The sequence below is a fragment of the Rhodococcus sp. G-MC3 genome (assembly GCF_030063335.1).
In the GTDB taxonomy this organism is placed as follows: Bacteria; Actinomycetota; Actinomycetes; order Mycobacteriales; family Mycobacteriaceae; genus Rhodococcoides.
The window spans coordinates 67,319-78,839 of the sequence record NZ_JASISW010000025.1 but is presented as its reverse complement, the minus strand read 5'-3'; the positions used below and the strand labels follow the sequence as shown (position 1 = coordinate 78,839).

The window sequence follows — 11,521 nt, the reverse complement described above, 5'->3', positions numbered from 1 at the left end:
TACTCACCCGTTCGCCGCTCGTGTACCCCGAAAGGCCTTACCGCTCGACTTGCATGTGTTAAGCACGCCGCCAGCGTTCGTCCTGAGCCAGGATCAAACTCTCCGTAAAAGACTCTAGATATCACAATCCGAAGATTGCTAATCAGTCAAATGACATCAAGTCCAAATCACTAGCAAAAAAACTCAACTAGCTATAAAACAAATATCAACCCACCTCACACCGTGAAGGAATGAAGCAAGAAGATGTCACACCCACACCCCGAAAGGCATGAGCACCAAAAACATTCGGCACTGACATTCATCGACACACTGTTGAGTTCTCAAAGAACACGCACACACCATCGTCTTCGCTCTCGCGTTGACTCCGGGGCTTAACTTTTATGTCCCGAATGAGGTAAACCTTCACCTCATCAGGGGCTGCCAGGTCGCTCTGCGTCCAACCTCGTGTCCAAGTCCGTGAAGACTTGGTCGGTGTCCGTGTCGCTCTGACTCGACAAAAGTTACGCCAAGAAGAACGCCTTCGCAAATCGCCTGGTCAGGCGCCTGCCTTCGTTAACAACAGTTCGCCACAAGGTGTAGAGCGCACGCCTACGGTGGGGACATGTTGCTTTCTCCGCGGTACGGCTCGGGTTCTCTCGCCGACGTGGTCCCGTCGGTCCTCTCCTATCTAGGTGTGCAGACGGAAACCGATCGGCTCGATCTGAACCTCGACGGCGTTCGACGGGTCTGCGTCCTGATGATCGACGGTCTGGGTGCGGACCAACTCGCAGCACATCCGGACGATGCACCCTTCATGACAGCGCAGGCGTCGTCGCCGATCACCGCGGGATTCCCGAGTACAACCGCAACGAGCCTCAGCTCGCTCGGCACTGGCCTGCCCCCCGGGGAGCACGGAATCGTCGGGTATCTGGTGTCACTGCCGAACCACAAACGCCTGATGAACAGCTTGCAGTGGAAGCTGCAGGGATCATCCAACGCGGAAGAACTGCCCCTGGACTTGACGCCCGAGCGTTTTCAACCGTTGCCGACTGCATTCGAACACGCCCGCGACGCGGGCATTCGTATGGTTCACATAGGGCCGTCGATGCAGAACGGGTCCGGATTGACGCGGGCGTCGCTGCGCGGGGCAGCATTTCGGAACTCGATCTCCAGCGCTGATCTCGCCGCCGAGACGATCCACGCCTTGTCCGACGCCGGACCGGCACTGACGTACTCCTATTACGGCGATCTTGATCTGGTCGGTCACGTTCGCGGCCCGAACGCCCCCGCGTGGCGATTACAGCTGCAACACGTCGACGCCCTCGTCGAGAAGATCGCGTCGCGATTGCCGGCGGATGGCGCGCTCGTGGTCGTTGCTGATCACGGGATGGTCGAAATCGAGCAGCGGATCGACTACGACACGACACCCGAACTCAGAGCCGGCCTTCGCCAGCTGGGTGGCGAGCCACGTATGCGCTACCTCTACACCAGGCAGGGAGCTACCGCCGATGTCCATGACACCTGGCTACAGCTACTGGAAGGCCGATTCACCGTGGTCACCAGGGACGATGCCATCGAGCGCGGATGGTTCGGCCCTCGCGTCACAGAGGATGCCTACGGCAGGATCGGCGACCTCCTTGCCGTGGCCAACGACTGTTCGGCTCTCATCAGAAGCCAGGCGGAGTCGAACGCATCCAAACTGATCGGACATCACGGGTCGCTGACCTCTGCGGAGCTGTTGGTTCCCGCTATCGTCGTCCGACCGCGACGCTGAAATCCCGATCGTGTCGGTGGCCCGCGCTAGCTTTTGCTGGAACAGATGTTCGAAGCAGCGGTGAAACGGGGAGAGACATGTCGATGTTCGAGATTCCGAATCTGGACGACGTAACCGAACACGATTGGCGGGCGTTTACCACCCAGCTTTCTGATCGCTTGGCCTCCAGCGGCCCGGGGTTCGAGTCCTCGGTCGTCGCCAAGTTTGCCCCGAAAAACTCGTCGAGGCAGGAAATGATGATTCGAACGACCGCCGCCGGTGGCCTCGTCTGCGCGTCGTCGGGGTTGTCTTCACCACCGCCTCCGTGGCGCCGCTCGGACGTCGACGCAATTCATCTGCTCGAAGAAGATGCACCGTGGGTAGACCGCTTCGTGGCAAAGATCGTGACGGAAATCCGCCATGCGTGGAACGTTCCCCACCCGTCGTTTCTGGTCGCGCCGGAAACAGAGAGCGCGCAGTTGTCGGCGGGAGACTTCGTGACTCCAGCAACGCGGACCGACGAGTCCGAACTCGTCGTCTCGGTGAAAGACGCGTTGCATGCAACGTTCGACAACGCAGTGGAGTCCACCGATGGCAGCGGAAGCTTCACGATAGAAATCGCCGGAACAGCTGTACACATTTATGTCGCAAGCTCGGATGAGGTTCGCGCCCACGCGTGCATTGTCGAACGAATTTCTGGCCGAACGCGAGCCGCCGAACTGGTCGCTGACTTGAATCGTCGTCATCCCAGGCTGAAGTTTCTGCTCGTCGAAGACCGAGTTCATGCCGCGGTGAGCATCGATGCCAGCCCCATGGTGCCCCAGCACGTGACCAGCGCCGTCGCGCGGCTCGCAGCATTCGTTTCCACTGCCGATGACCAGTTCGCCGAACACCTCGGCGGCACCCTGCCGTCTCGACACCCCGTCTGCGTCGCAGACGACATGATCGAGGTGCCGGCTGACGAGGATGTTCCGCCGCAGCTGATGACGCTTCTCGAAATCGATGCAGAATCAGGTGGCGAGGTCGGCGTCGACGATGTCGTCTCGGTATGCGGCGCCGACCGCGAGAAGATCATTCGCTACCAGACCTTCTGCGCCGAGCAGGCTCAGTCGTGGCGGGAGTATGCGCGAGAAGCTGTACTCCGCGACGAGCCCGGTGCCGAATACGAAGCCGAGGCAGTTCCGTGGGACAGGATCGTCCGTGCTCTGCAACTCGCTCTTCGTACCGTCGGCTTCTTCGACAAAGCCTGATCCGTACAAGCCCGCCCGTCACCGGACGGGCGCGCGGGGTCAGACGATCGCGACGGCGTCGATTTCTACCAGCATTTCTTCACGCGGAAGTCCTGTGAACACCGTTGTCCGACTTGGCAGTACATCGCCTTTGGTGTACTTGTTCACGAACTCGCCGTATGCGTCGTTCATGACCGCGAAGTCCTCACGCTTGGTGAGGTAGACACGAAGCATCACGACGTCGTCGAACGTGGCTCCGCTTGCTTCGACGATTGCACGGACATTCTCGAGTGTCCGTGTCGTCTGCGCTGCGACATCTCCCGGGAACAGGTATTCGCTGGTTTTCGGGTCGACCGGGCCTTGGCCCGACACCTGCACGAACGGGCCCTTGCGCACGCCCTGCGAAAAAGTGTGTGCAGGCGCCGGCGCCCCGTCGGTTCGAACTGCGATCTTCTCGCTCATCATCTTCCTTTCTCTGAAACATCGGGTTTGGGCTTCCACCCCAGGTCAGCCGAGATTGCTGCGGCCACAGCCAAAATTTCGGGCAGAGTGGCAAGTACGTGTGCATGATCGAGCAACATGTCGGGCACCGACATCGACACGGCAGCGACGGTGTTTCCTGTGCCGTCGAGGACGGGAACGCCGACGCAGTTGACGAAGGACTCGTGTTCCTCGTGATCTTCGGCGTACCCCTGGTGTGCGACGAGTTTTAGCTCCGCCAGATACCGATCGGGGGTTTGAATGGTCCGGTCGGTGAATTTGGCGTACTCGATGCGATGCGCAATGTCGATCTGTTCGGCCCGGGGCTTGGCCGAAACAAGAACCTTCCCGACCGCCGTGCAGTGCAATGGCGCCGGCCGGCCGATTCTCGAGTACATCCGAACACTCTGCTTGGCGTCGAACTTGTCGATGTACACCGCTTCACCCGACTCGTACGTAGCGAGGTGAATCGTCTGCCCGGTCGACGCATTGAGCGCACCCAGGTGCGGGCGGGCAATGGACCGGACGTCACGTTGTTCCAGTGCACGATTAGCCAACTCGAACACGCGCGAACCGAGGATGTAACGATGCGCTGCATCGTGTTGAACAAATCTGTCCGCTTCCATTGTCCGCAGCAGACGAAGCACCGTGGTCTTGTGGACGTCGAGCTCGACTGCAAGTTGGTCGAGCGAACGCGACTCGTCTCCGAGCAGCCCCAGGATAGTCAACGCACGCGAGAGGCTCTGGCTCATGACACCGACAATGCCGAAAAGTGAACGACACTCCACTCGCGCTCGGATAGGTTCAATGCTGCTGTAACACTCGATGATTCGAGCACCTCGGCAACGTCTCCGTGCGCGGTGAGTGCACCTGCCGCACACAGATGCCCTAGTCGAACTCGATTGACAGGAGAAAGGCCCTTCGCCAGACCGGCGAGAAAACCACCGGCGAAGGCGTCACCGGCGCCGATCTTTTCGACCACATCGAGAGTCAGCGCAGGAACATCGACACGGGAGGCGCCGTCGAAGGCAGTCACGACGTGAGCGTCGTTCTTGACGACCAGAAATCTCGGTTCGGGAAACTGTGCGCGCAATGTGTCGGGATCGTCGCTTCCGAACACCTCCAGCGCTTCGTCCGCGCCCATGAACACGACGTCACTGCCGCGGACATGGTCGGCCAGCACCACAGACGCTTCTTCGACGCGATCACCCCACAGGGGACGCCTGAAATTCAGATCGAAGCTGACGGTCGAGGCCACGCTCAGCAAGGATCGGGTCATCGCCTGGGATGTGTCCGAGAGTGCAACGGTGATACCGGAAAAGTGAACGATCTCGGCGCCGCGGATCAACCGATCGGCGGGACCGCAGGCAATGTCGTCGACAGACAGCGCGCTCGCTGCAGATCCGGAACGGAAGTACGTCATCGCACTCTCACCCAATGGCAGGTCGCCGTCGACTCCGGTACCTGCACCTCGCGCTTTGACGTACATGCCCGTCGGGCGGGCAGTATCGATCGCTACCGCTGCTACGTCCACGCCCGCATCATCGAGTTGTCGAACAAGATAGCGACCGAAGCCGTCGTCTCCCACTCGTGAGATCCACGACGCCGACACCCCGAGTTGGACGAGAACCCGTGCGACATTGGCTTCCGCTCCCCCGGCCGATCGACTGAACGACTCGGAATGTTCGAGGGGTCCAGGTTCCGCGACCAGCACCGCCAGCCCCTCGCCGATGCATACAACCCGAGACGACGACACAGAATATCTCCTCCGAATGCTTGCGGGTTTGCCCTCTTTGCATGCACACTACTAATTACAAACATTTTACGCAACATGCGTTGCAAAATACGCAACGCTACGAGCGCCCTAGGAGGACCCCGCCTTGATCGACTCGAACATCGTGAACACCCTTCGCGCACAAGCGATCGGCCCAGAACACAAGTCGCTACCCGCAGACTCGTGGGGACGCTCGATCGAGGAGTTCGTCGGGACGAAGCCTGAACTGAGCCGGTTCCAGACGCCGCTGCTGACTGTCGATGACGCACGAATCGACCACAACATTGCGGTCATGGCCGCCTGGGCCGCCGAGGCAGGGGTGAAGCTCGCGCCCCATGGGAAGACGACGATGGCGCCGGTTCTGTGGAAACGCCAGCTCGACTCAGGCTCCTGGGCAATCACTTTGGCGACTCTCTGGCAGGTTCAGCTCGCACGCAGCTTCGGCGTCGAGCGCATCATGCTCGCCAACTCTGGCGTGGATCCGGTCGGCCTGACATGGCTTTCACAAGAACTCGATGCTCATGCCGAATTCGAGTTCTACTGCTGGGCCGACGGTCTCGGCACCGTCCAGGCGATGGATGACATTTTGAGCAAAGCCGGCGCGACACGGCAGGTCGCGGTCATCGTCGAACTCGGGGGTGAGCATGGACGCACGGGTGCCCGTACCGTCGAGTATGCGCTCGAGGTTGCGAATGCGGTGTCCGCATCTCCCCACCTGTCCTTGGCAGGTGTCGGCGGATACGAGGGTGCGCTGAGCCACGACCGATCCGAAGCCGGCCTTGCCTCGGTAGCCGAGTACCTCGGCGCCGTCGGCACGCTCCACCACGAACTCGAGTCTGCAGGTCTCTACGGAGACCACGCCATCATCACTGCAGGTGGGAGCGCGTACCAGGATCTCGTCGTCGAGCATCTTGCGCCGCTCGCCGACGAGGACGGCACTCGCGGTGTAGCGACGTCGGTCGTCGTCAGGTCGGGGGCGTACATCATCCACGACGACGGCTTCTATTCGCAGATCTCACCGTTGATTCCGAGTCGGTCGGACCACCCGCTCGAAGCTGCGATGCACGGGTGGGCGCGCGTGGTCTCGCGCCCCGAACCAGGCCTGGCACTTCTCGACGCAGGAAAGCGGGACCTGCCTTACGACGAGGGCTTGCCGGTTCCGCAATCGGTACACGGCGAGATCACTGCGCTCAACGACCAGCACGCGTTCCTGCGATTTCCGGATGACGACGACGTCGTTCCGGTGGGAAGCGTTGTGAGACTAGGCCTATCGCACCCGTGCACGGCATTCGACAAGTGGCGCCTCGTTCCCGTGATCGACGACGCCGACTCCGACAATCCCCGTGTCGTGGACTTGATCCACACATTTTTCTAGGACTGGACCATGAAACTTTTGATTCGCGGCGCAGACGTCGTCGACGGAACAGGCTCGCCGCGCATTCGACGCGACGTACTGGTCGAAAACGGACGCATTGCCACCATCACTGCCCCCGACGACACGACGAGCGCCGACCGGGTGATCACGGCGCAGCCAGGTCACATTCTCTCACCCGGCTTCATCGACATGCACGCCCATTCGGACCTACGGCTTCTGACCGATCCCGGGCACTTCCCCAAGATCAGCCAAGGAGTCACGACGGAGGTCATCGGGCAGGACGGCATCGCTTACGCCCCGATCGACGACGCAACCCTCGACATCGTTCGTCGCCAGATCGCCGGTTGGAACGGCAACCCGTCCGACCTCGACTTCTCGTGGCGCTCGGTAGCCGAGTACTTGACCCGCCTGGACCAGGGCATCACTCCGAATGCGGCGTACCTCGTCCCGCAGGGCACCCTGCGGTATCTCGCCGTCGGCGGTGACCAACGACCTGCGACACCTCGCGAGATCAGCCGGATGCAAGAGCTGCTCGCCCAGGGTCTGAGCGAAGGTGCCGTCGGGATGTCGAGCGGTTTGACCTACACGCCGGGCATGTATGCCGACACCAGCGAACTTCGCGCATTGTGCGAGGTCGTCGCCGATTTCGGCGGCTTCTACGCCCCGCACACCCGCTCCTACGGGGCAGGCGCACTAGAGGCATATCAGGAGATGATGGACCTGGCGAGGGACACCGGCTGCGCTCTGCACCTGACGCACGCGACGATGAATTTCGATGTGAACCGTGGTCGTGCGCGGGAATTCCTCGACAAAGTCGATTCGGCGATCGCCGACGGCTGCGATGTCACACTCGACACATACCCCTACCTCCCCGGCGCGACCACACTGTCCGCACTGCTTCCCAGTTGGGCGATGTCGGGTGGGCCGGACCAGGCTCTCGCCCGGATGGCCGACCCCGTCATGCGGGCACGGATCACCGAGGACGTCGACGTCAACGGATCGGACGGGTGCCACGGGGTGACGGTCGAGTGGGAGACCATTCAGATCAGCGGCGTCGCCAACTCGGATCTGGACCAGTACGTCGGCCGCACGATGGTCGATATCGCGTCCGACCGCGGCGACTCCCCTGCCGAGGTGTTCTTCGACCTTCTCCAGCAAGACCAGCTCGCAACGACGATCCTGCAGCACGTCGGACACGAGGGCAACGTGCGAGAAATCATGGCGCACCCGCATCACATGGGCGGAAGTGATGCCATCCTCGTCGGCGAGCGGCCACACCCTCGCGCGTGGGGAACGTTTCCGCGATACCTCGGCCACTACGTCCGCGAGGAGCATGTGCTCGGACTCGAAGACTGCATCAACCATCTCACCGGCCGCCCGGCACAGCGTCTCGGATTGACCGACCGCGGCACCATCGCCGAGGGAAACGCCGCCGATCTTGTTCTGTTCGATCCCGACACCATCAGAGACACGGCAACATTCGACGAGCCCAAACAGCAGGCCATCGGAATCAGCCATGTTCTCGTCAATGGCAGCCTTGCCATCGACAACGGCTCCCCCACCGGCACTCTCGCCGGCCGATCACTGAGGATGACGCGATGAATGCAGTCCAGACGATTCTCGACGACCGCGCTCTGGCGGTCGTCCGGGCACCGTCGATCTCCGACCCCACTGCCCTCGCCGATGCCTTGGCGCGTGGCGGGATCAGGGCCGTCGAGCTCACATTCACCACTCCGGGTGTACTCGAGCTGATCCGGACCGCAGCAGACGGGGGTGCGGTGATCGGGGCCGGGACAGTTCTCACCGCCGAGCACGCCCGCGCCGCCATCGATTCCGGCGCGCAGTTCCTGGTGACACCGGGCCTGAGACCTGCCGTCGCCGACATCGCCTCTGCACGTGGCATCCCGGTCATGATGGGAGCGCTCACTCCATCCGAGGTAATGGATGCTCTGGACCTCGGCGCTGCTGCGGTGAAGATCTTCCCCGCGAGGGCGCTCGGTCCAGCTCACTTCAAGGACCTTCTCGGGCCACTTCCTGACGCCAACCTCGTTCCGTCGGGCGGTGTCAACGCATCCAATGCCGCAGACTTCCTCGCCGCAGGCGCGGTCGCGGTCACCGCAGGAACCGACGTCGTCTCCCCGTCCGCTGTCGCGTCAGGCGCGTGGGACGACATTGCCGCACGTGCACAGATTTTCGTCGATTCACTGGGCCCGCGCCCCCTCCCGAAAGGTCACCTATGAGTACCGCTGTCGACTGGCTGAGGACGTCCACCCCCGGCCTCCTCGTACTGTGTGGCCTCGCCATCGCAGTACTTCTCGTCGTCATCATCAAGGTCAAACTCGAACCCTTCATCGCGCTGCTGATCGTGGGTCTCGGACTCGCGCTGGCGGCGGGTCTGCCCGTATCGGAGATCGTCGGGACTGCGATCAAGAGCAACGAGTCTCTGCTGGAGACCGGCTTCGGTGGCATCCTCGGCCATATTGCCGTGATCATCGGGCTCGGCACCGTGCTCGGTGCGATCCTCGAAAGATCAGGCGGCGCACAGGCATTGACGTCCAAGCTGCTCGGCATCTTCGGTGACCGCGGCGCACCCATTGCCATGGGTCTCCTCGGGCTGATCTTCGGTATCCCGGTCTTCTTCGACATCGGTATCTTCGTGCTCGCCCCGCTGGTTTACGTTGCCGCGAGGCAAGGCGGAAAATCTCTCGTCCTGTATGCGCTGCCGATGCTGGCAGGGCTGTCCATGACACACGCTTTCCTTCCGCCTCATCCGGGGCCCGTTGCGCTCGGCGGCCTGCTCGAGGTCAACCTCGGCTGGCTGATCCTGATGGGATTCGTCTGCGGTATACCGGGATTCATCGCCGCAGGTCTGGTATGGGGTAACTGGATCGGCAAGCGCGTCATCGTGGACGTACCGGAAGACTTCATCAATGACGCCGAAGACGAACCCGAAAGCTCAGGCGGCACTTCGGTCGCGACCAAGCGTCCCGTCGTCACAAGTCCCCCGTCGGTCGGACTCATCGGTGCAATCATCGCGGTCCCACTCGTCCTGATCCTCGGCGCGACGTTCGGCAGCATCCTGCTCGACCCGGGCAACCTGCTCGAAGTACTGACTTTCTTCGGCACTCCGGCCGTCGCGCTGCTTATCGCCGTGCTGATCGCGTTCTACGTTCTCGGGATCCGGCGCGGCTCGACAGTCCAGGAACTCAGCACGTTGACCGGTGAGTCACTGCGGCCCGTCGGCATGCTGTTGCTGGTCGTCGGCGCGGGTGCGTTCTTCGGCAAGGTCATCTCGGCGACGGGCATCGGCATCGCGCTTGCCGACGCCATGGCCGCCGCCGGACTGCCGATCATCGTCCTTGCCTACGTCATCAGCTGTGCTCTGCGCATCGCACAGGGATCGGCGACAGTGGCGATCGTGACAACGGGCGGCATCGTCGGGCCCCTCGTGGCAGCGCAAGACTACTCACCGATGGCAACCGCTCTCGTCGCGATGGCCATCGCGTCGGGATCGATCATCCTGAGCCACGTCAACGACGGCGGATTCTGGATCATCGCGAAGTTCTTCAACATGACGGTCAAGCAGACACTGCAGACGTGGACTGTCCTCGAAACCATCCTGTCGGTGGTGAGCTTCGCGGTTGCGGCTGTGTTGTTCGCTATCGTCGCCTAGGTTCCGAGCTGGTCACCCACGAAATGCGTGTTGTCCGCTGACAGTTCACGATTTCCAGCACGCGCGACGAGGTCGTCGATCCTGTTGTCCAGGCTGTGCGCCTTCTGCATGACGTCGAGGGTCCGCAGGTCGCCTTCCGCGTGGGTGACCAATTCGGCAACGCGCACCAGCGCGGCCACTCGGTCGACGAGCTGGCTCCACACCGCATCCAGTGCGGTGCGCCGGCTCGCCACCTGGGCGCGGGTGTCGTCGTCGAACATCATGTTGGCAATGCCGTCGAGTTCGTCGACGATCTCTCGCAGGGAATTCACATCGACTGCAACCTGTGTGAGTTCGTCGACCAGGTTCAATTGCGTTCGTTGGACCACGAAATGCTCGGATCGCCAGGCAGGCGAGCTCTGGACCTGATCGAACGACGATCCGGCCACGAACAACAGCGTCTCGTATCGGCCCGAGAAAACGTCGTCCTTTTGATCCGCGAAATCTGCCATGACGGTCGCGGCGCGATCGCCGAACTCCTCGAATCGGGTGTTCTTCGCGACTTCGGAAACCCTGTCAGCAGCAGAATCGAGCATCGAGAGCCCCGTGCGAACGGCAACGGGCCCTGACTCCTGCTTCGGGACCGGAGTATGGATCAGCGCGTCGAACAACGCGTCCCTCTGATCCAGATCCAAGTGCAGTCCGTCGCGCCGATCCCGGCGAACCGCTCGCACGCCCGTCGCGTAGTGCTTGGTGGACATCACGAACGCCGTGCGCAGATGATCCAAACGTTTCGCCAGGTCAGCAGCCCGCATCCGGTACACGAGCGCCGAACCTGGCTTGTTCTTCGTATCTTTCGACAGCCATCGTCGGCGTTCGTCGTCGAGCACCCGGAGCGCGCCGAATCCACCGATCGACGGCAATGCCTTCCCGGCGCGACGACGTTCCGCCAGGATCGTGCGGGTTGGTGCGTCGAGCCTGCCTGCGGCAATGGCGACGGCTGCGGCGTCGGACAACGCAGGTCGACGGCCATCGAGGCGGGCACGTTGGCACCACCGACGGACTCTTTCTTCGACGCGTTCACGATCGCTGGTGATCTCGACATGTTCGGACATGATCAGCTCCTCGGCCACTCTTCGCCTCCACTGTTCCAGAGTTTTTCCGCGCTTGCGGCGGGACCCACGTCACATCGGGCGTGGTCGTACAGTGCTGTCGATGGGCTTACCAGCCGCGATCTGTACTCACGAGGTACAGATATGGAACGTCGATATATGAGCGA

Annotated in this window: 10 protein-coding genes and 1 rRNA gene; 6 read left to right on the top strand and 5 right to left on the bottom strand. The window is 62.0% G+C overall.

Annotated elements, in window-relative coordinates; translation table 11 throughout:
- Positions 1-109: ribosomal RNA gene (locus QMK17_RS22555) — 16S ribosomal RNA — on the bottom strand; the annotation flags it as partial.
- A gap of 492 nt (positions 110-601) precedes the next feature.
- Between QMK17_RS22555 and QMK17_RS22550 the strand changes: the two genes are divergently transcribed.
- Positions 602-1,753, top strand: a complete 1,152-nt coding sequence (locus QMK17_RS22550; protein ID WP_283511541.1) for an alkaline phosphatase family protein — start codon at positions 602-604, stop codon at positions 1,751-1,753.
- 83 nt (positions 1,754-1,836) lie between these two features.
- On the top strand, positions 1,837-2,982 hold the full coding sequence (locus tag QMK17_RS22545; RefSeq protein ID WP_283511540.1) for a T3SS (YopN, CesT) and YbjN peptide-binding chaperone 1: 1,146 nt from the start codon (positions 1,837-1,839) through the stop codon (positions 2,980-2,982).
- A 39-nt stretch (positions 2,983-3,021) separates the two neighbouring features.
- Here QMK17_RS22545 and QMK17_RS22540 read toward each other — a convergent pair whose 3' ends face one another.
- Genes QMK17_RS22540 through QMK17_RS22530 form a run of 3 tightly spaced genes read right to left on the bottom strand, consistent with a single transcriptional unit; the run spans position 3,022 to position 5,197 of the window.
- A complete protein-coding gene (locus QMK17_RS22540; protein ID WP_283511539.1) occupies positions 3,022-3,423 on the bottom strand; it encodes a RidA family protein in 402 nt (133 codons plus the stop codon).
- On the bottom strand, positions 3,423-4,193 hold the full coding sequence (locus QMK17_RS22535) for an IclR family transcriptional regulator (RefSeq protein WP_283511538.1): 771 nt from the start codon (positions 4,191-4,193) through the stop codon (positions 3,423-3,425). The genes QMK17_RS22540 and QMK17_RS22535 overlap by 1 nt, the downstream gene beginning before the upstream one ends.
- Positions 4,190-5,197, bottom strand: a complete 1,008-nt coding sequence (locus tag QMK17_RS22530) for a sugar kinase (RefSeq protein ID WP_283511537.1) — start codon at positions 5,195-5,197, stop codon at positions 4,190-4,192. The genes QMK17_RS22535 and QMK17_RS22530 overlap by 4 nt, the downstream gene beginning before the upstream one ends.
- Before the next feature lie 124 nt (positions 5,198-5,321).
- Here QMK17_RS22530 and QMK17_RS22525 point away from each other — a divergent pair, with 124 nt between their 5' ends.
- From QMK17_RS22525 to QMK17_RS22510, 4 genes are read left to right on the top strand one after another with little or no spacing between them, the layout of a single operon-like run.
- A complete protein-coding gene (locus tag QMK17_RS22525) occupies positions 5,322-6,590 on the top strand; it encodes an amino acid deaminase (RefSeq protein ID WP_283511536.1) in 1,269 nt (422 codons plus the stop codon).
- Between the two features lie 9 nt (positions 6,591-6,599).
- A complete protein-coding gene (locus QMK17_RS22520; RefSeq protein WP_283511535.1) occupies positions 6,600-8,192 on the top strand; it encodes an N-acyl-D-amino-acid deacylase family protein in 1,593 nt (530 codons plus the stop codon).
- Positions 8,189-8,830, top strand: a complete 642-nt coding sequence (locus QMK17_RS22515) for a bifunctional 4-hydroxy-2-oxoglutarate aldolase/2-dehydro-3-deoxy-phosphogluconate aldolase (RefSeq protein ID WP_283511534.1) — start codon at positions 8,189-8,191, stop codon at positions 8,828-8,830. The genes QMK17_RS22520 and QMK17_RS22515 overlap by 4 nt, the downstream gene beginning before the upstream one ends.
- On the top strand, positions 8,827-10,263 hold the full coding sequence (locus QMK17_RS22510; RefSeq protein ID WP_283511533.1) for a GntP family permease: 1,437 nt from the start codon (positions 8,827-8,829) through the stop codon (positions 10,261-10,263). Before QMK17_RS22515 ends, QMK17_RS22510 begins: the two co-directional genes overlap by 4 nt.
- On the opposite strand, the gene QMK17_RS22505 is transcribed toward QMK17_RS22510, so the two are convergent.
- Positions 10,260-11,357: a hypothetical protein gene (locus QMK17_RS22505; protein ID WP_283511532.1), complete on the bottom strand. Its 1,098-nt coding sequence runs from the start codon at positions 11,355-11,357 to the stop codon at positions 10,260-10,262. The genes QMK17_RS22510 and QMK17_RS22505 overlap by 4 nt on opposite strands.
- Positions 11,358-11,521 lie beyond the last annotated feature (164 nt).

Coding starts and splice junctions, on each gene's coding strand:
- QMK17_RS22550 (WP_283511541.1), top strand. CDS start 602: ATGTTGCTTTCTCCGCGGTACGGCTCGGGTTCTCTCGCCGACGTGGTC.
- QMK17_RS22545 (WP_283511540.1), top strand. CDS start 1,837: ATGTTCGAGATTCCGAATCTGGACGACGTAACCGAACACGATTGGCGG.
- QMK17_RS22540 (WP_283511539.1), bottom strand. CDS start 3,423: ATGAGCGAGAAGATCGCAGTTCGAACCGACGGGGCGCCGGCGCCTGCA.
- QMK17_RS22535 (WP_283511538.1), bottom strand. CDS start 4,193: ATGAGCCAGAGCCTCTCGCGTGCGTTGACTATCCTGGGGCTGCTCGGA.
- QMK17_RS22520 (WP_283511535.1), top strand. CDS start 6,600: ATGAAACTTTTGATTCGCGGCGCAGACGTCGTCGACGGAACAGGCTCG.
- QMK17_RS22515 (WP_283511534.1), top strand. CDS start 8,189: ATGAATGCAGTCCAGACGATTCTCGACGACCGCGCTCTGGCGGTCGTC.
- QMK17_RS22510 (WP_283511533.1), top strand. CDS start 8,827: ATGAGTACCGCTGTCGACTGGCTGAGGACGTCCACCCCCGGCCTCCTC.
- QMK17_RS22505 (WP_283511532.1), bottom strand. CDS start 11,357: ATGTCCGAACATGTCGAGATCACCAGCGATCGTGAACGCGTCGAAGAA.